This window comes from Nonomuraea sp. NPDC005730 (assembly GCF_040630865.1).
GTDB lineage: Bacteria > Actinomycetota > Actinomycetes > Streptosporangiales > Streptosporangiaceae > Nonomuraea.
Genome location: NZ_JBEXYK010000012.1, coordinates 96402 through 119086 on the forward strand (window position 1 = coordinate 96402; position 22685 = coordinate 119086).

Below are 22685 nucleotides of genomic sequence, written 5' to 3' on the forward strand. Positions count from 1 at the left end.
GCAAGCCTGGGGAGACCGCCGTGCTGACGTACGTAGCTCGCCGCCTCGCCGTCAACGTGGCCGTCTTCCTCTTCATCAGCATCGGCGTGTTCCTGCTGGTCAGGGCCGCTCCCGGGGATCCGGTGCGGATGATGGTGAACCCCGAGCAGCTCGCCGCGGGCGGCCCGGAGTTCATCGCCCGCAAGCGGGCCGAGCTCGGGCTCGACGACCCCGTCCTCGTCCGGTACGTCGTCTGGCTGCGCGACGCCCTGACCGGCGACCTCGGCTACTCCTTCGTCAGCCACCGTCCCGTCGGCGCGGTGCTCGGCGAGCGGCTCGGACCGACCGTCCTGCTGATGGGCACCGCGCTGGCGCTCGGCCTGCTCGTCGCGATCCCGGCGGGCACGCTGGCGGCGGTCAGGCGCAACACCGCGGCCGACTACGCCTCGGCCGCCGTCAGCCTCGCGGTGATCTCCGTGCCGAGTTTCTTCCTGGGCATCGTGGCGATCTACGTGTTCTCGCTCACCCTCGGCTGGCTGCCCTCCTCCGGCATGACGAACCCGGACGACGGAAGCGGCGCGGACGTGCTGGCACACCTGGTGCTGCCGGCCACCATCCTCGCCCTGTCCATCGCCGGGCCGTTCATGCGGTACGTGCGCGGCGGGCTGATCTCCGAGCTCGGCGCCGACTACGTCCGAACCGCCGAGGCCAAGGGCGCCGCGCCGCCGCGCGTCCTGCTGCGGCACGCCCTGCGCAACGCGCTGATCCCGCTCATCACGGTCGTCATGATCTACGTGCCGCAGCTCCTCGCCGGAGCCGTGGCCCTGGAGCAGGTCTTCGCCTGGCCGGGGATGGGCCAGCTCGCGATCAGCTCCATCGGGCAGCTCGACTATCCGGTGGTGATCGGCTTCGCGCTGTTCATCGCGGTGCTCGTGCTGCTGTGCAACCTGGCCGCCGACCTGCTGTACGCGGTGGCAGACCCGAGGATCAGCCTGCGATGACCACGACCGCCCTCACCACTCCCGTCGCGCGGCGGTCGCCGGCGCGGCTGGCGCTGCGCCGGTTCCTGCGCAACCGGATGGCCCTGGCCGGCGCGGCCTTCCTCCTCCTCATCGTGCTGGTGGCACTGTGCGCGCCGATGGTCACGGGTCACGACCCGAACGCGGTGGACCTCGCCGCGTTCCGCCGCCCGCCCTCGGGCGAGCACCTGCTCGGCACGGACTCCTCAGGCCGGGACGTGTTCGCCAGGCTGGTGTACGCCGGCCGGGTGTCCCTGCTCGTCGGCCTGGCCGCCTCCCTGGCGGCCGTGCTGATCGGCACGCTGCTCGGCGCGGTCGCGGGCGTGGCCGGCGGAGCCCTCGACGCGCTGGTCATGCGTGCCGCCGACGTGGTGCTCTCCTTCCCCTCGCTGGTCGTGGTCGTCGTGCTCGCCGGGATCCTCGGGCCGAGCGCGCCGATGCTGGTGGTGGTCTTCGCCGCCTGCAACTGGCCGACAGCCTGCCGGGTGGTCCGCGGGCTCGCGCTGAGCCTGCGGGAGCAGGAGTACGTGCAGGCCGCACGGGCGTTCGGCGCGGGCCGCGCCTCGATCATCACCCGGCACGTCGTGCCCGCCGTGCTCGCCCAGGTCGCGGTGGTCGGGACGCTGCTCGTCGCGCAGACCATCCTGCTGGAGGCGGTGCTGTCCTTCCTCGGCCTGGGCGTCCAGGCGCCGCAGGCGAGCTGGGGCAACATGCTGACCGACGCCCAGAACCTGACCCTGATCAGGACCATGCCGTGGCTCTGGGTGCCGCCCGGCCTGGCCATCGCGCTCACGGTGCTCGCCGTCAACTTCGTCGGCGACGGGCTGCGCGACGCCGTCGATCCGAGAGGAGTGCGCTGATGGACGAGCCGCTGCTGTCCATCGAGGACCTGGCCGTCCGGTTCCCCACCGAGGACGGCCTCGTCCAGGCCGTCGACGGGGTCTTCCTCGACGTACGGCCCGGCGAGGTCGTCGGCGTGGTCGGCGAGTCGGGATCGGGCAAGAGCGTCACCGCGATGTCCGTGCTCGGCCTGGTCAGGCGGCCCGGCCGGATCACCCGCGGCAGGATCGTCTTCCGCGGCAGGAACCTGCTCGACCTGTCTCCGCGCGCCATGCGGGCGGTGCGCGGAGGCGAGATCGCGATGGTGTTCCAGGACCCGATGACGGCGCTCAACCCGGTGGTCCCGGTGGGCAGGCAGATCGCCGAGGCGGTCCGGCTGCACGGGCGGGGCCTGTCGCGCGCCGCCGTCCGGGAGCGCGTGCTCGCGCTGCTCGCCTCCGTCGGCGTGCCCAACCCCGAGACGCGCTACCGGCAGTTCCCGCACGAGTACTCCGGCGGCATGCGGCAGCGGGCGATGATCGCGATGGCCCTGGCCAACGAGCCCGCGCTGCTCATCGCCGACGAGCCCACCACCGCCCTCGACGTGACCATCCAGGCCCAGGTCCTCGACCTGCTCAGGAGCGCGCGGGAGCGGACGGGCGCAGCGGCGATCGTCATCACGCACGACCTCGGCGTGATCGCCGAGCTGGCCGACCGGGTGGCCGTGATGTACGCGGGCCGGGTGGTCGAGCAGGGCGACGTCCACACCGTCTTCGACGCTCCCCGGCATCCCTACACCCGGGGCCTGCTGGCGAGCAGGCCGCGGGTGGAGTCCTCGCGGGGCGAGCTGGTCCCGATCCCGGGCAGCCCGCCGAGCCTGCTGGCGCCACCCGACGGATGCCCGTTCCATCCGCGCTGCCCGCTGGCACCGGGACGGGCCGCCTGCCGCACGTCGAGGCCCGAGCTGGTCGGTCTCGGCGCCGGGCACGCCACCGCCTGTCACTTCCACGAGGAGCTCGCATGACGACCACGGAGGTGCTCCGCGTAGAGGGGCTGGTCAAGCACTACCCGATCAGGGCCGGGCTGCTCAGGCGGCAGGTCGGCGCGGTCCACGCCGTGGACGGGATCGACCTGACGCTGTCGGCCGGCGAGACCCTCGGCCTCGTCGGCGAGTCGGGATGCGGCAAGACCACCACGGGCCGCCTGCTCGTACGGCTCGCCGACCCCACGGCCGGCCGCATCCTGTACGGCGGGCACGACCTGTCCGCACTCTCCCCGGCCGAACTGCGCCCGCTGCGACGGGAGATCCAGATCGTCTTCCAGGACCCCTACGCGTCCCTGTCGCCACGGCTCACCGTGCACGAGATCGTGGCCGAACCGCTGCGCGTGCAGGGCCTGTACGACGAGGCCAGGGTCGGGGAACTGCTGGAGCTGGTGGGGCTCGCGCCCGAGCACGCCAACAGGTACCCGCACGAGTTCTCCGGCGGGCAGCGGCAGCGGGTCGGCATCGCCCGCGCCCTCGCCCTCGGGCCCCGGGTGCTGGTGCTCGACGAACCGGTCTCCGCCCTGGACGTCTCCATCCAGGCCCAGGTGGTCAACATGCTGGCGGACCTGCAACGCCGGCTCGGCCTCGCCTACCTGTTCATCTCCCACGACCTGTCGGTGGTCAGGCACATCTGTCACCGGGTCGCCGTCATGTACCTCGGCAAGATCGTGGAGATCGGCGAGGTCGACGACATCTTCCTGCGGCCGGCCCACCCGTACACCAAGGCGCTGATCTCGGCGGTGCCGATCCCGCACCCCTCGCTGCGCGGCGCGGGGGAACGCATCCTGCTGTCGGGCGACGTGCCGAGCCCCGCCGACCCGCCGTCGGGCTGCCGCTTCCGTACGCGCTGCTGGAAGGCGCGGGAGCGGTGCGCCGCCGAGGAGCCGGCGCTCGAAGACCGTTCCGGCGCCGGGCACCCCAGCGCCTGCCACTTCCCAGAGGAGACCATCAGTGCTCGACACGCTTCCCGACACACCTCCGGCTCGTCCTGACCGGCCGCCGGTCGCCGCCGTCCGGCGCGACGGCAGCCTGATCGTCGCCTCCGGCCAGGTGGCGGCCGTCCCCGGCGGCGGGCTGCTCGCGACCGGCACGACGGGCGCGGACGTCGACCTCGCGACCGCGCGCGCCTGCGCCTGGCAGTGCGCCCGCAACGTGCTCGCCGCCGTGCTCGCGCGGACCGGATCGCTCGACCGGGTCACCGCGGTCAAGCTGACCGTGTTCGTCGCCTGCGTGCCCGGATTCGCCGAGCAGCACCTGGTGGCCGACGCCGCGACCGAGCTGCTGCTCACCGTGCTCGGGCCGGAGCGCGGGGCGCACGCCAGAGCCGCGATCGGCGTCGCGGCGCTGCCGCTCGGCAGTCCCGTCGAGGTCGAGGGCACGTTCCGGATCGCCGATGACTGACCTGCTGATCAAGGGCGCCCTGCTCGTCGACGGCACGGGTGCGCCCGCCCGCACCGCGGACGTCGCGGTCTCCGCCGGACGGATCGAGGCGGTCGGCGACCTGGGCGGGCAGGCCGCGGCCCAGGTGGTCGAGGCCGGCGGACGCATGGTCTGCCCCGGTTTCGTGGACGTGCACAGCCACTCCGACCTGGCCCTGATCAGCAACCCGCGGGCGCACAGCAAGATCCGCCAAGGCGTCACGACCGAGGTGCTCGGCAACTGCGGCCTCGGGGTCCTGCCGCTGGAGGCCGGGACCGACACGGCCGCGCTGCGCGCCGCCGTCGCCTTCATCGACGTCGACCCGGCGGTCGAGTGGTCGTGGCGGGACCTGGCCGGCTACCGGGCGGCGCTGACGGCGGCGGGCCCGTCGGTGAACACCGCCTCGCTCGTCGGGCACCTGCCGCTGCGCGCCGCCGCGGTGGGCTTCGCCGACCGGCCGGCCACGACCTCCGAGCGGGCCCGGATGTGCGAGCTGCTCGCCGCCGCCCTCGACGACGGGGCCCTCGGGCTGAGCACGGGGCTGATCTACGCGCCCGCCAGCTACGCCGACGAGGCCGAGCTGGTCACGCTGGCCGGGGTCGTGGCGGCGTACGGAGGGGTGTTCGCCTGGCACCTGCGCGACTACACCGACGGGCTGGCCGAGTCGGTACGGCAGGCCGTACGGGTGGCCGAGGCGAGCGGGTGCCGTACCCAGATCTCCCACCTGGCGGCGGTCGGCCGCCGCAACTGGGGCGGGGTGGCACGGGCGCTGCGGCTGATCGAGGCCGCGGACGCCGACGTACGCGCCGACGTCTACCCCTACCTGGCCGGCAGCGCGAACCTCTCCCAGCTCCTGCCCGGCTGGGCGCACGACGGCGGCGAGGCCGCCATGCGCCGGCGGTTGCGCGACCCGCGGGTCCGCGGCCGGATCAGGGCCGAATGGGCGGACCGCTGGTGGGACTGGCCGGACGTCTTCGTCGACGGCAGCCCGCTCGCGACCGACGACGACGCCCTCGACCTGGTCGCCGAAGGCGGGAACGCCGTGGCCATGGTCGCCTTCGGCCGTTCGGAGGACGACCTGCTCGCCGCGCTGGCCCACCCCGCGACCGTGATCGGCTCCGACGGGTTCGCGCTCGACCCGGCGGGTCCGACCGGCCGGGGCACGCCGCATCCCCGCTCGTACGGCTGCTATCCTCGCCTCCTGCGTCACCACGTCGGCCCGGGGCGGCTCACGCTGGAGCAGGCTGTTCACAAATGCACCGGGGCTCCCGCGAAGCTGTTCGGGCTCGCGGGGCGCGGCTCGATCCGGGTGGGCGCCGCGGCGGATCTGCTGCTGCTCGACCTGGAGAAGATCGAGGACCTGAGCACCTTCACCCATCCCCACCGCTACCCGGCGGGCATCGACCTCGTCGTCGTGAACGGGGCCGTCGTGATCGACGACGGCGTCCACACCGGCGCGCGGCCGGGCCGGGTCCTGCGGTCGCAGACGGAAGTGAACCCATGAGACGAACCATCGACGACGACAAGCCGGCCGCGGCCAACTACCACGCCCACGCCCTCGCCCGAGGGCTGGCGCTGCTGGAACGGCTGGCCAAGGCCAAGCACCCGGTCACGCTGGGCGAGCTGAACGACGAGACCGGCCTGCCGAAGAGCACGCTGGTCCGGCTGCTCGCCGTGCTCACCGAGACCGGGTACGTGGTCCGGGTGGACGAGCGTCCCTCGTTCCGGCTCGGGCACAAGGTGCTCGACCTGTCCACGGCGTACGTCTCGACGCTGGACGCCTCGGCCGTGGCGCGCGGCTACCTGGCCGCCCTCGCCGCGACCACCGGGCAGACGGCCAATCTCGGCGTGCTCGACGGCACCCAGGTGCTGCACCTGCGCGTGGAGGAGCCGGACCGGCCGATCCGCTACACGGCCATGAGCGGGTCGAGGGCCGACGCGCACGCCACCGGGCTGGGCAAGCTGCTCCTGGCCGGGCTCGCGCCTGACGCGCTGGCCCGGCACCTGCCCGAGGAGCCGTACGAGGCGATGACCGGCAGCACGCTGACCACGTTCGCCGAGCTGCGCGCCGACCTCGAACTGACCAGGGAGCGCGGCTACGCCTACGACGACAACGAGTCCAACATCGGGCTGCGCTGCCTGGCCGTGCCCCTGGAGATCGACGGCCGGTGGGTCGCCTCGGTCAGCGTCTCGGGCCCGGCCGGCGAGCTGGACCCCGACCGGCACGGCGGCTACGTGGCCGAGCTACACGCCACCGCGGCCGAGATGGCCGCGGACCCGGACCTGGCCGCCGCGCTGCGCGTGATCCACCGTTCGCTGTCGTCCACGGAAGGAAGCCACACCTGATGATCGACGTGCACACCCACTGCCTGCTGTCCGAGCACTGGGGCTGCGAGTGGGAGGCGAACTGGCGCCCGGTGTACGGCAGGCCGTGGACCGACGTGACGCCCGCCGACTACGACGCGGCCATGAAGGGGGTCACCGCGGCGTTCGTCTTCGGACTGCGGGCCACCTCGGCCGGCGTGGCCACGTCGAACGAGTTCGTCGCCCGGTTCTGCGCCGACACCCGTACCGAGACCGTCGGCTTCATGGCGCTCGACCCGACCGATCCCGACGTCCTGGAACAGCTGGCCGACGGGGTGGCCAAGGGCCTGCGCGGCATCAAGCTCTACCCGGTGCTGGCCCACTTCGACCCGGCCGGGACCGCCCACGACCCCTTCTACGCCGCGGCGGCCGAGGCGGGGCTGGTGCTGCTGTGGCACATGGGCGCGACGCCGAGCCCCCACGGCGACCTCGACGTGACCAACCCGCTGGCCGTGGACGCGGTGGCCAGGCGGCACCCGGGCCTGACACAGATCGTCGCCCACCTCGGGCACCCGTGGCAGCGCGAGACGATGATCGTGCTCAGGAAGAACCCGCGGGTCTTCGCCGACGTCTCCGCGAACTGGGCCAGGCCGCTCGACGGATTCCTCGCCCTGGTCCGCGCGCAGGAGTGGGGCGTGACGGGCAAACTGCTCTTCGGCTCCGACTACCCGCTCTGGACGCCGGACGAGGCGGTCGCCGGCCTGCGGTCGCTGACCGCGATCCGCATCCCCGGGCTCGAAGGCGTCCGGCCGGAGACGATCGAGCGCCTGCTGGACGAGGACCCGCGCGAGCTGCTGGCGGTGCGGTGAACGCCGTCACCCCGGCGCCGAACGCCTTCACCACGGTGCCGCTCGCCGGGCTGCCGACCCCCGCCCTGCTGATCGACCATGACCGGCTGGTCCGCAACATCGAGGAGATGTCGGCGCTCGCCGCCTCGGCCGGCGTGCGGCTGAGGCCGCACTTCAAGGCCTCCAAGTGCCTCGACGTGGCCAGGCTCCAGCTCGACCACGGCGCGATCGGGTTCACCTGCGCGACCGCGGCCGAGGTCACGGCGCTGCTGGAGGCGGGCATCCGCGATCTGATCTGGGCCCATCAGCCGGTGGGCCCGGCCAAGGTGGACTTCGCCGTACGGGCGGGCGTGCCCGTGGCGCTCGACTCGGTCGAGGTGGCCCGGCCGCTCGCCGCGGCCGCGCGGGCGGCGGGACGGCGGCAACCGTACCTGATCGAGGTCGACACCGGGCTCGGCCGGGCCGGCGTGGCGCCCGAGGACGCGCTCGCGCTCGCCGCCGAGCTGGCCGCCCTGCCGTCGCTCGAACTGCGCGGGGTGCTCACCCACGAGGGGCATCTGATGACGTACCTGGGCGACCGCCCGGGCATGGACAAGGCGGGCACACTCGTGGGCGAGGTGCTGGCGGGCGTGGCGGCGGAGCTGCGCGCCGCGGGCCATCCCTGTGAGATCGTCTCCGTCGGATCGACGCCGGGCGCGACCACCGCCCCCTTCGTCCCCGGCGTCACCGAGGCGCGGGCGGGCACGTACGTCTTCTACGACGGCAACCAGGTCGCGCTCGGCACCGCCGGCCTGTCCCGCACGGCGCTGACCGTGCTCACCCGGGTGGTGAGCACGCCGCGCGAGGGCGTCGCGATCGTCGACGCCGGGCTGAAGGCCATGAGCTCCGACGCCTCGGTGACCGGCTCCGGCTTCGGGCTGGTGATCGACCGGCCCTCGCTGACCTTCGCCAAGGCCAACGAGGAGCACGGCTACCTGACCGGTGAGGGCGTGGCCGCGCTGCGGGTCGGCGACCTGCTGCGGATCCTGCCCAACCACGGCTGCGGCGTCGTCAACATGTGGAGCCGTGCCCACGTCGTGGAGGGCGACACCGCCGTGGCGCGCTGGCCGATCACCGGCAGGCACTGACTAGGACGCCCTGGCGAACGTCGTCGGCCAGGTGCGCAACGCCACCTCCGTGAGCAGCGCGTCGCCGTTGCGGCTGGAGTCGGTGATCGAGACGCGCACCTGGCCGGCGAGCGCGCCTCCGGCCGGGGTCCAGTCGAGGGCGTCGGTGCGGCGCATCGTGTACGTCGCGACCGTCCGCCCGCCGGCCTCGACCGTCGCCGACTCGGCGTACCCGGGCTTGAGCACCACCCCGACCTGGCCGATCGGGACGGGGTCGGCCAGGGTGAGCGTCCACTGCCGCACGGGCGGCGCGGGCCCGTCGGCCGCGGCCGAGTGCCAGTAGTCGATGCTGCCGTCGATCGGTCCGTACGGCTGCAGCGACGGCCTGCTCGGCGAGGTGACCGTCATGTCGGTCTGCACGGTCGCCCGCCCGGCCTGGTACATCCCCCACAGGTCGAGCCGGTTCTCGGCGGGACGGGTGTAGGTGCCGCCGATGATGCCTTCGAGCCGGTCGTAGTAGACCGTGAAGACCGTGCCGTCGTCGAGCTCGACGCTGCCCGGGTACGACATGTCCGACGAGGGGAAGTAGACCCAGTCCGACCGGCTCGTCCGCGGCGTCTTGTAGATCATCTTGCCCTGCGTCGCGGCCCACCCCCGGCGCGGGTCGAAGAACCTGCCGACCACCGGCCGCGAGGAGGCGAAGGCGCCGGACACGTCGCCGTAGGTGAGAAAGAACGAGCCGTCGCGCAGCTTGAGGAAGTGCGGCGCGTGCCCGTACAGCCCGGGGACGTCGACCGGCGCGCTCCAGGTCGCGCCGTGGTCGAAGGACTCGCTCTGCCGCATGGTCCCGGCCGGGTTGCCGGCCGTCCTGGCCAGCAGCAGGACGTGCCCGCCGCCCAGGTCGGCCAGCGCCGGCTCGCTGTAGTCGATCGTGCCGGTGGGCCCGTCCCACATCACGACGCGTTCGTCCGAGCGGTTCCAGGTGAGGCCGCCGTCGTTGCTGCGCAGCACGTGGACGCCCCACTTGCCGATCGAGCCGTCCAGGGCGCGCATCGTGTAGACGGGCAGCAGCAGCGTGCCGTCGTCGAGCTCGACGAGCTCCCCGTCGGAGGCCGTCTGGCTGGTGGGGAAGTCCCAGACGAGCGAGTCGAGCGTGGTCGCCGCCGACCAGGTGACACCGTTGTCGGACGAGCTGCGCAGGTAGACCTGCCGCCGGTGCTTGTTGGGCCGGCCGGGCGAGTAGTCGTAGTAGGTCATCAGCAGCCGGCCGTCGCGCAGGGCGGTGAGGCTCGGCTCCTTCTCGTCGGGGATGGCGGGGTCGTCCACGATGATCTGGCGGGCCGACCAGGTGTGGCCGCCGTCGCTGCTCCGGCGTGCGGCGATCTTGCTGTAGTTGGAGTGGCTGGGGCCGTAGGAGTAGGCGACGTAGAGGTCGCCGTTGGCCAGTTTGGCGATCGACGGGAACCAGCCGCAGGGCACGTTCTCGTTGAGCTGCCGGTTCGTCGCGGCGTCACCGCCGAGTGTCGGGTCCCACGCCTTGCACCCGCCGGGTTCGGGCGCCTCGATCCGTACGTCGGGAACGCCCGGGTCACTGATCGCGGGACCGTCGGCGTTCGCCTGTCCCGCGCTTCCTAACACGACGGCCATGCCCAGGGCCGCCGAGGCCAACCATCGCGAAGTTCTCCGCATGTCCACCTCCTGATGGAGGAGATCGAACGCGGAATGCCTTTCCATGTCAACAGGATCGTGCCGTCGGAAGCCTGACCCGCGTACGGGTTCGGCGGTGACCGGCCCCGATCCGGGCCGCTGATCTGAGCTGATCCGGGCGCCGCAACCACCCGGCTCGAAGGCAGACGCTCCGGATCCACGCAGCTTGGCATGGGCACGGTTGGCCTGCTTCTGGAACTCGGGCTTGTCCTTGCCCTTGTACGGGGTGACGACTGGGCCCTCGGCGCCTTGGTACGCCTTGTCGGCGAGGGTGATGATTCCGGCCTTCTCCAGTTCACGCAGGATGCCCCAGATGCGGGCGGCGCCCAGGTCATGCGCCTTGCCCGGCAGCGCGCCCGAGGTCCACAGGATCGTCCCGTCGGGCGAGGCGATGACCTGCACGTTCATGCCGTGCACACGGTCCTTGCCGGAGAAGTACGGCCGGTCGGCCTTGATTCGGTCGGTACGGATCAGGGTGCCGTCCAGCACCAGATAGTGCGGTCCGTCCCGCCTGGCTTTCCGCAGCGCCTGGCCGAGCTTGGGCGAACGTGCCGACAACAGTGCCACGGTCTCCTCCACATACCGCCACGCGGTTGCCGTGGAGATGCCGAAGCCGGCCCCGAATTCGGCGAAGGTCTCGCCTTCACGCAGGTAGACAAGGACCGGCAGGGCCTGCTGCCCGGGGTTCAGCCTCCGCCGGAGCGAGCCGATCCGCTTCCGGTGACGCCGGATCATCCCGGCGACGTAGTTCAGGGTCTGATGCGACACATCGATGGCAGCACGGTAGAACAGCACCGGAAGCTCCTGGCTGCGACGGTGTGGGTTGTGGTGATCAACCCGTCTACCAGGAGCTTTCTCACGTCACCGGCCGAACAGCGGCTTCGGGATCACGCTGAACCAAGGGCCGGGCCCGCGAGGTTGGAAAAGATTCAGTCATGGAGGGCAAACCAGCAGGCCCGCTGACGAATCGGCGGACCTGCCGGGTTCGGTGGATCAGGAAGTGGCGTCGCCGATGTGGTCCGGCAGTGTGATCAGCCGGGACCTCCGGGCACCTGCGGCTGAAATGTTGATGAGGGCGGCGGCGGATTCCGCGGCGGCTCGGGCCACCTCGAGGTAGACGCTGGTGCAGGTGTCGCGGGTGAAGGGTGGATGACACGTGCCCGAGTGTCTCCTGCACGACCTTCAGATCGCCCCCCTCCGGCCAGCATGATCGACGCTGCCCCATGAGCAAGATCTTTTAGTGCCGCCCTGTGCCGTTGAGTGATGGCTTGGACCACCATGGCGCGCTTTGTGTATCCGGCAGTGCTGGGTTCCGACAGCCTGTGACGGGGCGTACGAGCACGCGCCGAGCACGGCGGGCGCCCTGATCGATCATTGCAGGTGGGGCCTACCCGGTGAGTCCCATGCCCCGGAGCATGCCAGTACTACTGAGAGACCGTACCGGCGAACGCCATTGCTCGAAGCGCCGCGACCTGGACAGGTCGGCCGATTCCTGCTCCCACAGAGCGCGCCAGCAGAAGTCGGCGTAGTCGTCGTCGCAGAACGCGGCGTCCGGCGACGTGCGCAGGCCCAGCCGGCTCGTCACGGTGGCCGCCCGTCCGCGTAGCCGCCAGTGTTCGGGCACCTATCCTTGCTTGCATGGGTGACGTACTGAAGGGGCGAGGTTGCACGTGGGAGTTCGAGGACGGGGGGCTGCGCATCAGGCCTGATCCGGGTAAGGCGTCGAAACTGAGCATGGAGCTCGGTGAGCGGTTCGTGCCGTATGACGCGCTGGCCGATGTCATGCTGGAGCCTGGTGCACGCGGCAGGGCGGTGTTGCGGGTGGTTCCCCGGGAGGGAGCCGATCCGGTCATGTCCGCGGCAACGGGGCAGCTCCAGGAGTCGCTCGATCCGTACCGGCTGGTGCTGCCCGCCGCCACGGAGACGCTGGCCGCCCAGTATGCCGACGAGATGCGCGCGGCCCTGTCCGAGCGCGGTCCGGCTGAGCGGTTCCTGATCGCCGGCCCTTCGGTGCCGCGTAGTTTCAAGGCGTGGGACGGTGAGGCCGCCTTCGACGGGCAGGCTGTCACCTTCACCTGGTTCGCGTCCGGAGCTTCCCCGGCCAAGTACACGGCAGGTGACCGGCGTTACCCGATCACCGAGATCGAGGGCGTCGAGTGGCATGCGCTGGAGGACGCCCGCGGGTCGTTGCGGCTGCGCATCCGTGGGCACCAGGCCCTCTCCAACCCCAACAACGATCCCGCCTCCGTGGTGTTCGGCATTGGCTGGGGAGCCACGCATCACTCCCTGCCCTTCGCTGCAGCCGTGCTTGCCGCCGTACAAGCTTCCATGATCGAACAGGTCGCGACGGAAGGCTGAGCTGCGGACCCGTTTCTGACCTTTGTGCGCGTTGGCGCCTTGGCACTCAAGGCACCCGGCGGCCGGCCCAAGTCCGCGCTCGCCCCGGAGGGCGTGGACGCGGTGCTGCACCTGGCGGGGGCGGCGCCGAGCTGGCCGGGCTGCTGCGTAAGGGCGGCGGGCTCGCCTCCACCCGAGGGTCGACTCCGGACGCGGTCCAGGGCGTCGAGGTCACCGTGCACACGATCATGGCGGGCCCGAACCCGCGGACGCTGACCGAGCTGGCCTCCCAAGCCGCCGCCGGAGCGCTGCGTGTCCCGGTCACCGCCACCTGAAGGAGAAGCTGGAGCCCAGACTGCCCTGGGCAGAGGACTACTCCGCCGGCACCGTCCGCTTCATCGGCATCGCCGAGCTCGCCGGCGCGCTCGGGCCTCCTGCCCGCGGCTACCGGCATCGTGCCGATCCTGACCCCGCTGGCCACGACCGGCCTGGCCGTGATCATGGTCCTGGCCGCGCTCGCCCGCGCCCGCCGTAAGGAACCCGCCGCGATCGCGATGAACGCGCTCCTGTTCCTGCTGGCCGCGTTCGTCGCCTGAGGCCGCTTCGGCCCGGATGATGGCCGACGGCCTGGCCGAGCTGGGCCGCCCTGCCCCGCCGTGCGCCGACCGTTCGGCGGCCTTCGGCCCCGGCGGCATGGTCCTCGCCAGCAGCTCCGATCAGGTTGCTGACCGCATCCTGCACCTGCACGGCCTGCTCGGCCACTCCCGCCAGATCCTGCAGATGGACGTCGGCGGCCTGCCACAGCGCGACTTCCTGCACGCCATCGAACTGCTCGGCACGAAGGTGCTGCCCCAGATCGGCGCCGAACTCGGCTGACCGCCCCATGGCCACCGCCGAGGCTTCCCGGGGCGCGACCAAGAAGGTCGGTGGCGAAGAGCGAAGGACCTCTTGGGACAACGTGAAGTGTGCAACCTGGAGAATCAGCGACATGGGCTCCGCCGGGTTGTGCAAGCTGCGTCGCCTTCTCTTCGAAACCGCGACGCCGCGAGAGGTTGTTCGGGTGGGCTCGGCTTGTTGCACTAGTGCACAGAATGGCATTTCCCGCTGCTGCCATGGGATCAGGCGTGCTCTTGCGTACGGTGTCCACATGAAGTATCTGGAAGGGCCTTTCTCCCCCCTTACTGAAGAAGTCACCGCCTACGACCTGCCTGTCACCGGGCGGATCCCGGCCGAGCTCAACGGCCGCTACCTGCGCAACGGGCCCAACCCGCTGGGTGTGGAAGACCCCGTTGTGCACATCTGGGGCATGGGCCAGGGCATGGTGCACGGGGTGCGGCTGCGTGACGGCCGGGCCGAGTGGTACCGCAACCGCTTCGTGCGCGTACCGGGCTTCGCGCCCATGGTGCACGTGATCGAGCACGCTCAGCGCACCTTCGCCTTGGCGGAGGGCGGCCTGCCGCCCGCCGAGTTGGACGAGGAGCTGAACACCGTGGGCGTGTGTGAGCTGGGTGGGACCGCGGAGGGGTTCACGGCGGGGGCGCACTCCAAGCACGACCCGCTCACCGGCGAGTTGCATTCGCTGTCGTACATGCCGGGCCGCGACTTCGTCCAGTACATCGTGACTGACTCCGGGGGAAGTGTCGTCCGGACCACCGCCATCTCCATGACGCGGACGCCGTTCATGCACGACTTCGCGCTCACCGAGGAGCACGTGGTGTTGTGGGACACGCCGCTGGGTTTCGACGGGTTCGAGTGCCGGTGGCTGCCCGGGCACCCGACGCGTGTAGGGGTCATGCCGCGGACCGGTGGTGAGGTGCGCTGGCTGGACATCGACCCGATCCATGTCAGCCACACTCTCAACGCCTACGACGACGGCGACTCGATCGTGGTCGACCTGGTCACGGCCGAGGGGCCGTTCGATCCCGCCGACCCCGGAGCGATCCGGCCCATGCTGGACCGCTGGACGATCACGCCGGACAAGATCCACCAGCAGCGCATCGACGACCGGCCGCAGGATTTCCCGCGTGTGAACGAGGCACGTGCCACCCGCCCGTACCGATATGGCTACTCGGCCGCGACGGCCCTGTACGGGATTCCGTTCGCGCCCGAGGGCATGCCGCCGGACGACGCCTTCACCAACGCCCTGGTCAAGCACGACCTGAAACGAGGGACGCATGAAGTACACGGGTTCGGCAAGGACGAGGCGGTCGGTGAGGCCGTGTTCGCCGCCGCGGGGCAAGGGGAGGACGAGGGGTACCTGCTCACGTACGTGCACAATCCTCGCCGAAACGCCAGCGACCTGGTGATCCTCTCCGCCCAGGACTTCACGGGTGAGCCCGTCGCGCGCGTCCACCTTCCTGTCAGAGTGCCGCTCGGTCTGCACGGCAACTGGCTGCCTGACCGCTGAGACATGGCAGCATGGCCGTCGTGAACGATCCGCAACCGCCGTACCTCCGGATCGTCGCCGACATCGAGCGGCGCATCGCCGACGGAGAGTTGCAGCCCGGCGCGCCCGTCCCGACCACCAGGGCGATCATGCGCGAGTGGGGCGTCGCGATGGCGACGGCCAGCAAGGCGCTGGCCGCGCTCAAGCAGGCAGGCGCCATCGAGTCGGTGTCTCGGGTCGGCGCCGTGGTCGCTCCCCGGAGACTGCCCTCACGTTCGGCCGGGGGTCTCGAACGCGACCGCGTCGTCCGCGTGGCCCTGGAGATCGCCGACGCCGACGGCCTGGCCGCACTGTCCATGCGGGCGGTGGCGGCCAAGCTCGGCGTCGCCACCATGGCCCTCTACCGGCACCTCGAGGCCAAGGCCGAGCTCACCCAGCTGATCGCCGATGCCGCGTTCGCCGAGATCGAATATCCGGAGCCGCCGCCGGGATGGCGTTCCCACCTGCGGGTGGCCGCTCAGCTGCAGTGGGCGGCCTACCAGCGCCATCCCTGGCTTCCGCGGCTCGTGTCCATCACCCGGCCGGCCACACTGCCCGGGCAGCTCGCGTACGGGGTATGGACCCTGCGCGCGCTCGACGGCCTCGGCCTGGACCCGATCACCCGCATGCACGTCTACGGCACGATGGTGAACTACGTGCGGGGGACGGCGATCAACATCGAGAGCGAGGCCATCGCCGAGCTGGACACGGGGATGACCAGCAAGCAGTGGGGTCAGGCCAAGCTGTCCGTCGACGGGCCGCTGATCGCCCAGGTCGCGGAGCCGGGCGCGGAGCTCGACCTGCAATCACTGTTCGCCTTCGGCCTCGAACGCCTGCTGGACGGCCTGGCCACCGTGATCGCGCCCCGGGAGATCCGCCGGTGACCGGGCGTTCACCGGAGCCGCCTGCCGGTTGGCCGCCGGCGGGCGGCGCATCTGGCACACCGCCAAGGACGCCGCCAAGAGCGCTGTCGCGGGGCGTTGGGGCAGCACGTTGGCCGTGCGTAGTCGGTGGCGTGCCGGCCCGGCTGACCGCCGCCTGCACGGGCGTCGCGGCGGAGTTGCCCAAAATCACTCGTGAGCGGGCCATTCCTCGGCCAGGAGCGCGTATGAGAGACCGTCGAGCCATCCCTTGGTGCGGTGGAGCGAGTCTTTCACCGTGTGCTGTTCGCGGCGCATCCCGAGCCGCTCCATCAACCGCCACGAGGATTCGTTGTCGTAGAAGCAGTCCGCGTGCAGGCGACGCAGGCCAAGACTCTTGAAGGAGATGTCGATGAGGGCGCGTACCGCTTCGGTGGCGTAGCCCTTGCCGCCGTAGGAGGGATCGAGCGTCCACCCAAGCTCTCCTTGGACGCTCTCCGCCTGGTCAGCGACCTCTTCCTGGGCCCAACCGTCCTGGACCCTCAGTGTCAGGTCGCCGATCACCCGGCCGTCCAGTTCGACGATGAGCAGGTCTACGAGCCGCTCCTCGCGGAGGAAACGCTCACGGTAGTCGTCGTAGGTCTCTGTGGCGGCCGCGACCCATTCGTGAGTCTCCGGCAGCTGCCGGAAGGCCCAGGTCGCGTCCAGGTCGTCGGGGGCAGCCCGGCGCAACAGCAGCCGCTCGGTGGAAATCGGCCAGTCCAGCGTGTCAAGAGGGTGACGCATGGGCCCTCATACTGACAGCGGGCTGTGGTGATACACAAACGGATTACTGCGGACGACGTCTCCGACAACGACGCGGCGATCGCCCTACAGGAACCGACAGGGCACCGAAGCGACCAGGGCTCGCGGAAACCCGCGTCCTGAAAATCAAGTGGGCCCGGCGGCCGGGGCGGGACGGCTTGAACGGGACCATGCCGGCGTTGACGAACAGCAGGTTCGGTCGTCGGCGGCAGCGGCGCGCTGGGCACGATCTCGTGTCCGGCGGCCGCGAAGCGGGCCAGGAAGCACCGTTTGACCTCTGCGGTTCGCATCGTTCATCTCCGGTCCGTGGGACAGCTCCATCATTGTTGCCTAGTATTCGTAGTTGCGAATCACTTGCGATAAAGGGGTGGCATGGCGATCGTCCTGGGCATCGAGACCTCCTGCGACGAGACCGGCGTCGGCATCGTCGCCGACGGCCGGCTCCTGGGCGCCGCGCTGTCATCCTCGATGGACGAACACGCCCGTTTCGGCGGCGTGGTGCCCGAGATCGCCGCCCGCGCCCATCTGGAGGCGATGGTCCCGTGCGTGCGGGCCGCCTTCGAACAGGCCGGGATCAGCCCATCCGGCATCGACGCCGTCGCGGTCACCGCCGGGCCCGGACTGTCCACCGCGCTGCAGACCGGGCTCGCCGCCGCCAAGGCCTACGCCCTGGCCCTGGACAAACCCCTGTACGGCGTGCACCACCTGGCCGGGCACGTCGCCGCCGACACCCTGGAACACGGGCCGCTGCCCCCGCGCTCGGTCGCGCTGGTCGTCTCCGGCGGGCACACCTCGCTGCTCCTGCTCGGCGACCTGGCCCGCGACCCGATCACGCACCTCGGCGACACCCGCGACGACGCCGCCGGCGAGGCGTTCGACAAGATCGCCCGCATCCTCGGCCTGCCCTACCCCGGCGGCCCCGCCATCGACGCGGCCGCCCGCGACGGCGACCCCACGGCGATCCGCTTCCCGCGCGCCATGCTCGGCGCCGGCTACGACTTCTCCTTCTCCGGCCTCAAGAGCGCCGTCGCCCGGCACGTCGAGCAGGGGCCGGTCCGCGTGCCGGACGTCGCCGCCTCCTTCCAGGAGGCGGTGGTCGACGTGCTCACCCACAAGGCCGTCGCGGCCTGCCTGGCGCACGACGTGGACACCCTGGTGATCGTCGGCGGGGTCGCCGCGAACGGGCGGCTGCGGCGGGTCGCCGCCGAGCGCTGCGCCGCCGCGGGCATCACCCTGCGCGTCCCGCCGCCCCGGCTGTGCACCGACAACGGAGCCATGATCGCCGCCGTCGGGGACCTGCTCATCGCCGCGGATACGCCGCCGTCGCCGCTCGACCTGGCGGCCGACCCCTCGGCGCCACTGACCAGAGCTTCACTCACCCCCAGCCGTAGCTGACCATGGAGTCCCGACCGCCGGCTCGACGACGACCGCGAGGGCTGCCTGTCGGTCCCGGGCCGCTCCGCCCCGCTGCCCCGCCCCGACCGGGCCGTCTGCGACGGCTTCGACGTCAGCGGCGTCAGCGGCGTGCCGGTCACCGGGCACGGCACCGGGCTGCCGGCCCGATGCCTGCTGATCCCCGAGACGGCGGCGTTCGAGACCGCCCAGCACCTGGTCAGCCTCGCGGCGGGAGAGACGCCGGTCACGCTGGGCGGCCGGCGAATGCAGCCAAGGGAGTCGGCGTCCTCGGATCGCGCCATGCACCGCACGGCGTCCTCGTCCGCGACGCCGGGGCGGATCTCGTCATGCGTCACCTGTGCGGGAGACGGTTCCGCTCGCTCGGCTGAATCCTGGACAGGATGCTCGTCCTCAACGAGCACCAGCTACGGCGAACGCTCACCCGCTTCACTACAACACGGCCCGAGCTCACCGCAGCATGGGGCAGTTGTCCCAGCGCAAGCCGAAACCGGACCGCCGCCCCCCATCGACCTCACCAGCCATGGATGTGCTGGTACAGGGAGTCAAGGGCGACCAGGTCACCATGCAGAGCGATCGAACAACACTGGACAATGTGCAAAGCGGACAATATGTTGTCCTTATGTAAGGACATACCGATGTACATAAGTCCTGAGGTCGTAGCGCTGATCGAGGAGAATATACGTGCTGGTCGACGAGGTCCGCCGCATCACGCCCAAGATCCTGACGAACGAGCAGCGGGAGTTCTACTTCAGCAACGGCTTTCTGCTTCTGGAAGAGGCGATCTCCACCGAATGGCTCACCCGGCTCCGAACGGCGACCGAAGAGATGATCGAGCGCAGCCGGACGATCGACCGCTCCGACGCGGTGTTCGATATCGAACCGGGGCACTCTGCCCAAGCCCCCCGGCTACGGCGCGTGACCAGCCCAGTCGACCAGCACCCGGAATACTGGCGCTTCGCACGGGACTCGGCGCTCGCCGACATCGCGGCCGACCTGGTGGGCCCGGACGTGAAGTTCCATCATTCCAAGTTGAACTTCAAGTGGCCTCGCGGCGGTGCCGAGGTGAAGTGGCATCAGGACGTGCAGTTCTGGCCGCACACCAATTACAGTTCGCTGACCTTCGGCACCTACTTGTACGACTGTTCCATGGACCAGGCGCCACTCGGCGTGATTCCCGGTAGTCATGAAGGCGAGCTCTACGACCTTTACGACTCCGACGGCGTCTGGACAGGGGCGCTGAGCGAATTCGACGCCGCCGCGCTGCCTGCCGACCGGGCGGTCCATCTCCCGGGGCCGGCGGGGTCGGTGACCGTTCACAACTGCCGCACCCTGCACTGCTCGGCCAAGAACGAGTCGGACCTCGGCCGGCCGCTCCTGCTCAACGTCTACAGTGCGGCCAACTCCATGCCTTACACCGCGAACCCGCTGCCCAGCAGCCATGCCGGCGAGATCGTACGCGGTGAGCCGACGCGGTGGGCGGTGCACGACCCTCGCCCGTGTCTCCTTCCACCCGACTGGTCCGGTGGCGATTACACCAGTCTGTTCGTCACCCAGCAGCGGAACGTCCCACGGCGTTAGGGACACGGCTTGGCTCCAGAGAACGGGGGCGCGCTGACGCTCAGCGCTGCCCGGGAGTTCCGCCGGCCGTACCTCCGCGCGCGAAGAGGACGACATGAAGCTGGGAATCATCGGGGGCGGCGGTGCGGCCGTCGCATTGCTGGCCGCGCTCACCCGCGACCGTCTACCGGACCTCGACGTCACGGTGTTCGAGCCGGCGAAGAACGTCGGGCCAGGCCGGGCTTATCTCCCCGACTCCGACGTCGCGCTGCTGAACGTCTCGGCCGAGCGCATGTCCGTACTGCCGGACGTACCCGGACACTTCCTGCGATGGGTGCAGGAACGGGGTGGCCTGCAAGGACGTCCGGTGTCCCCGACGGCGTTCCTGCCGCGCCGGCTGTTCGGCGAGTATCTCGCCGATGTGGCGACCGGAATCAGCGATCAGCTGGCCGGACGCGGAAGGAGGGTGCGCACGGTGGGCTCGTCGGTGATGCGGCTGCGTGAGGGGCCGACCGGCTTCCACGCGCTCACCGAGGACGGGCGGCGCTTCGGCGACCTGGATCGCGTCGTGCTGTGCGTGGGCACCGGAGGGCCGGTCGATGTGTACCGGCTGGCGCGCTCGCCGGGCTATGTCAACGACCCCTATCCGCTGAACGCCCAATTGGCCGCCGTGCCGCCCAAGGCCCATGTCCTGGTGCTGGGGACGGGGCTGACCGCCGTCGACACCGTGCTGTTCCTGCTGGAGAACGGCCATCGAGGCCGCGTCACCATGGCGTCGAGGAACGGGCTGCTGCCGACCGTGCGCACCGTCGCCACCGCGCCTGAACTGCGGCATCTCTCCCGCACCGCCGTTCTCGTCGCGCTGACGGCCGACCCGGTCATGACAGGAGAGCGGCTGCTGGCGCTGCTCGACCGCGAATTGCAGGAGGCCGGGACGAGCCTGGACCGCGCGTGCGCCGAGGCCGCCCCGGGCGAGTCGGCCGCCCGCCGGCTGCGCCGCCAGCTCGGGCAGGCCCGCGACGGGGGCGCACTCTGGCAGCCGGTCATCATCGAGGCGATGCACGAGGCGGTGGAGCTCATCTGGCATGCCATGCCCGACGCGGAACGGCGCCGCTTTCTCACCCGCTGGCACCGGAAGTTCATCACCCTGTTGAGTCCGATGCCTCAGGAGTCGGCCATCCGGCTGCAGGCGGCCGCCGAGGCGGGACGACTGCGGGTCGTACACGGTGTCCGCGGAATAAGGCCCGTCGAAAGGCTCATCGAAAGGCCCGCTGAAAAGCCCGGTGAAAGGCCCGGCGAAATGCCGCGTCCCGCCTTTCTCGCCTCGACCGCTGTGGGCGAGATCGAGGCCGACATCGTGGTCAACACGACACGCCCGGCCGCCGCGGCCGTCCCTGACACGGCGACTGCGCTGATCGAGGACCTGGTAGCAGCCGGAGTGGCGCGGCGGCACGCCCTGGGAGGCCTGGACGTGGCCCGGCACACCAACAGAATCCGCGCAGCGGACGGGAGCGAGAACCGGAACCTGTTCGCCTTGGGGCAGCTGACGGCGGGCACCCATTACTACACCAGTTCCATGCTCATCATCGGCCGGCAAGCCCGCGTCGTCGCCGATCAACTCCTGCGCCATTGCTGAATCTCCCTACCTGCACGCCTTCTCTGCTGAGTGAAAGGTGCGACTTCATGGACCAGAGCGCGCGCAGTTTCGCGGCCGAAATCAAGACCACCGACTCCGAGAGCGTCATCACCCGCTATTACAACGGCGTGCGGGAGGCCTCCCGGCGCTGCACGCCGGCCCGATCCACCGGTTTCGCCCCGGACTTCTCCTATCCGGTGCTCACCGACGCGTGGGAGGAGTATTTCGCGGTCGCCGGTGCCTCGCTGGCTCCGCTGGGCAGTTACGCCGGCCGGAGCCTGGTCCTGCTGGACCTGATGAAGAATCCGGGAACCCGTACGACCAAGACCACGGCGTCGCTTCTGATGGTGGCCCGGGCGGTGCAACACATCGATCGGACCGGCGAATCAGTCCTCCTGTTCACCCCGTCGTCGGGGAACAAGGCCATCGCCCTGCGGGACGCCGTGGCCCGTGCCTTGGAGCTGAAGCTGGCCAGCCCCGACAGGCTACGCATCGTCACGCTGACGCCGGCGGCCACGTTGTACAAGTTCCGGCGCAACGTCCTGACCGAGTCCGATGAACTGCGGGCCCGCAACCCGATTCTCGTCTACGACGGGCCTGAGGCGGGCGACGTCAAGAACATCGGCCGGTCGTTCGCCGAAGCCGCGGCCGGCAGCGCCGGGGAGAGGGTCTGGTACTCCCTCGACATCGCGAACTACAAGGTGGCCGACGCCTGCCGCGCCTTCTACGAGTACGAATTCGGAGACGTCCGGCCCGACCGGCGGCTCCTGCACGCGCATGCCGTCTCCAGCGCGTACGGCCTGCTCGGCTACCAGCACGGCATCGACACCATGGCCACGTTGGGCATCACGCACCCGCAGCCGGGGTTCCTCCTGGTCCAGCATCTGGCGACGAGTGACATGGTCCGCCACTATCTGACCGAGACCCAGGGCCACGACCCGCAGCCGGACTGGAAGCGCCGCGCCGATGACGAGGTGTACGAGCAGCGGGACTTCCCACATTTCCCCCAGGTGACCTGGAATCCGCAGGAGAACCTGGAACCCACCTTCTACACCCGCAATCCGCCCACCGCGCCGGAGATGACCGCGTTGATCGCCGAGCACGGAGGGTCGGCCGTCGTGGTGTCGTTGCTGGAATGCGTCCAGCGCTATGGCACCGTACGACACCACTTCCAAGCCAGCGACCGGCCCTTGCCCGCCGATCCCCGCCGCCTGGCCGAATGGTCGCTGGTCATGGGGCTCACCGGCGTGCTCAACAGCCTGGACAGGGGCCTGGTCAGCGGCTTCGACGGCGTGGTGCTGCACGGCTCCGGCATGTACCTCGCCGAACCGGGCCTGATGCCGGAACGCTCCCAGGTCATGGCGGTCCGCTCGGCGCAGGACATCGCCGAGGCCGTGCTGTGAG

At 70.9% G+C, this 22685-nt stretch carries 21 protein-coding genes and 1 pseudogene; 18 read left to right on the plus strand and 4 right to left on the minus strand.

Annotated features, from left to right (window positions below; all coding sequences use genetic code 11):
• Positions 1-20 precede the first annotated feature (20 nt).
• From ABZ444_RS17610 to ABZ444_RS17650, 9 genes are read left to right on the plus strand one after another with little or no spacing between them, the layout of a single operon-like run.
• The gene (locus tag ABZ444_RS17610) at positions 21-980 is read left to right on the plus strand and encodes an ABC transporter permease (RefSeq protein ID WP_357985814.1); all 960 of its coding nucleotides are present in this window, start codon (positions 21-23) and stop codon (positions 978-980) included.
• Complete coding sequence (gene opp4C, locus ABZ444_RS17615; RefSeq protein ID WP_357997376.1) at positions 977-1858, plus strand: oligopeptide ABC transporter permease; 882 nt, start codon at positions 977-979, stop codon at positions 1856-1858. The genes ABZ444_RS17610 and opp4C overlap by 4 nt, the downstream gene beginning before the upstream one ends.
• Complete coding sequence (locus ABZ444_RS17620; RefSeq protein ID WP_357997379.1) at positions 1858-2841, plus strand: ABC transporter ATP-binding protein; 984 nt, start codon at positions 1858-1860, stop codon at positions 2839-2841. The genes opp4C and ABZ444_RS17620 overlap by 1 nt, the downstream gene beginning before the upstream one ends.
• Positions 2838-3854, plus strand: a complete 1017-nt coding sequence (locus ABZ444_RS17625; RefSeq protein WP_357997382.1) for an oligopeptide/dipeptide ABC transporter ATP-binding protein — start codon at positions 2838-2840, stop codon at positions 3852-3854. The genes ABZ444_RS17620 and ABZ444_RS17625 overlap by 4 nt, the downstream gene beginning before the upstream one ends.
• A complete protein-coding gene (locus tag ABZ444_RS17630) occupies positions 3814-4263 on the plus strand; it encodes a RidA family protein (RefSeq protein ID WP_357985803.1) in 450 nt (149 codons plus the stop codon). The genes ABZ444_RS17625 and ABZ444_RS17630 overlap by 41 nt, the downstream gene beginning before the upstream one ends.
• A complete protein-coding gene (locus ABZ444_RS17635) occupies positions 4256-5785 on the plus strand; it encodes a D-aminoacylase (protein WP_357997385.1) in 1530 nt (509 codons plus the stop codon). The genes ABZ444_RS17630 and ABZ444_RS17635 overlap by 8 nt, the downstream gene beginning before the upstream one ends.
• A complete protein-coding gene (locus ABZ444_RS17640; RefSeq protein ID WP_357997388.1) occupies positions 5782-6627 on the plus strand; it encodes an IclR family transcriptional regulator in 846 nt (281 codons plus the stop codon). Before ABZ444_RS17635 ends, ABZ444_RS17640 begins: the two co-directional genes overlap by 4 nt.
• On the plus strand, positions 6627-7454 hold the full coding sequence (locus ABZ444_RS17645) for an amidohydrolase family protein (protein ID WP_357997391.1): 828 nt from the start codon (positions 6627-6629) through the stop codon (positions 7452-7454). Before ABZ444_RS17640 ends, ABZ444_RS17645 begins: the two co-directional genes overlap by 1 nt.
• The gene (locus ABZ444_RS17650) at positions 7451-8560 is read left to right on the plus strand and encodes an alanine racemase (RefSeq protein WP_357997394.1); all 1110 of its coding nucleotides are present in this window, start codon (positions 7451-7453) and stop codon (positions 8558-8560) included. The genes ABZ444_RS17645 and ABZ444_RS17650 overlap by 4 nt, the downstream gene beginning before the upstream one ends.
• On the opposite strand, the gene ABZ444_RS17655 is transcribed toward ABZ444_RS17650, so the two are convergent.
• The 3 genes and pseudogenes from ABZ444_RS17655 to ABZ444_RS17665 form a co-directional block, all read right to left on the minus strand.
• Entirely contained in the window at positions 8561-10273 is a 1713-nt protein-coding gene (locus tag ABZ444_RS17655; RefSeq protein WP_357997620.1) for a sialidase family protein, read from the minus strand.
• Between the two features lie 123 nt (positions 10274-10396).
• Positions 10397-11041 (minus strand): annotated as a pseudogene (locus tag ABZ444_RS17660) (transposase family protein); the annotation flags it as partial.
• Positions 11042-11633: 592 nt separating this feature from the next.
• A complete protein-coding gene (locus tag ABZ444_RS17665; RefSeq protein WP_357997397.1) occupies positions 11634-11870 on the minus strand; it encodes a hypothetical protein in 237 nt (78 codons plus the stop codon).
• A gap of 14 nt (positions 11871-11884) precedes the next feature.
• On the opposite strand from ABZ444_RS17665, the gene ABZ444_RS17670 reads away from it, so the two are divergent.
• From ABZ444_RS17670 to ABZ444_RS17690, 5 genes are all read left to right on the plus strand, one after another.
• The gene (locus ABZ444_RS17670; RefSeq protein WP_357997400.1) at positions 11885-12604 is read left to right on the plus strand and encodes a DUF4429 domain-containing protein; all 720 of its coding nucleotides are present in this window, start codon (positions 11885-11887) and stop codon (positions 12602-12604) included.
• Positions 12605-13038: 434 nt separating this feature from the next.
• Positions 13039-13179 (plus strand): DoxX family protein, encoded by a 141-nt coding sequence (locus ABZ444_RS17675; protein WP_357997403.1) that lies wholly within the window; start codon positions 13039-13041, stop codon positions 13177-13179.
• Positions 13180-13195: 16 nt separating this feature from the next.
• On the plus strand, positions 13196-13459 hold the full coding sequence (locus ABZ444_RS17680) for a hypothetical protein (RefSeq protein WP_357997406.1): 264 nt from the start codon (positions 13196-13198) through the stop codon (positions 13457-13459).
• 271 nt (positions 13460-13730) lie between these two features.
• The gene (locus ABZ444_RS17685; RefSeq protein WP_357997409.1) at positions 13731-14990 is read left to right on the plus strand and encodes a carotenoid oxygenase family protein; all 1260 of its coding nucleotides are present in this window, start codon (positions 13731-13733) and stop codon (positions 14988-14990) included.
• Positions 14991-15001: 11 nt separating this feature from the next.
• On the plus strand, positions 15002-15892 hold the full coding sequence (locus tag ABZ444_RS17690) for a GntR family transcriptional regulator (protein ID WP_357989051.1): 891 nt from the start codon (positions 15002-15004) through the stop codon (positions 15890-15892).
• Between the two features lie 186 nt (positions 15893-16078).
• Here ABZ444_RS17690 and ABZ444_RS17695 read toward each other — a convergent pair whose 3' ends face one another.
• Positions 16079-16654 (minus strand): GNAT family N-acetyltransferase, encoded by a 576-nt coding sequence (locus ABZ444_RS17695; RefSeq protein ID WP_357997412.1) that lies wholly within the window; start codon positions 16652-16654, stop codon positions 16079-16081.
• 390 nt (positions 16655-17044) lie between these two features.
• Here ABZ444_RS17695 and tsaD point away from each other — a divergent pair, with 390 nt between their 5' ends.
• The 4 genes from tsaD (at position 17045) to ABZ444_RS17715 (ending at position 22684) form a co-directional block, all read left to right on the plus strand.
• Complete coding sequence (tsaD, locus tag ABZ444_RS17700; protein WP_357997415.1) at positions 17045-18067, plus strand: tRNA (adenosine(37)-N6)-threonylcarbamoyltransferase complex transferase subunit TsaD; 1023 nt, start codon at positions 17045-17047, stop codon at positions 18065-18067.
• A gap of 702 nt (positions 18068-18769) precedes the next feature.
• Complete coding sequence (locus ABZ444_RS17705) at positions 18770-19666, plus strand: phytanoyl-CoA dioxygenase family protein (RefSeq protein WP_357997418.1); 897 nt, start codon at positions 18770-18772, stop codon at positions 19664-19666.
• Between the two features lie 94 nt (positions 19667-19760).
• Positions 19761-21281, plus strand: a complete 1521-nt coding sequence (locus ABZ444_RS17710; protein WP_357997421.1) for an FAD/NAD(P)-binding protein — start codon at positions 19761-19763, stop codon at positions 21279-21281.
• A 47-nt stretch (positions 21282-21328) separates the two neighbouring features.
• Positions 21329-22684: a DUF6002 family protein gene (locus ABZ444_RS17715; RefSeq protein WP_357997424.1), complete on the plus strand. Its 1356-nt coding sequence runs from the start codon at positions 21329-21331 to the stop codon at positions 22682-22684.
• The last annotated feature ends 1 nt before the right edge of the window (position 22685 follow it).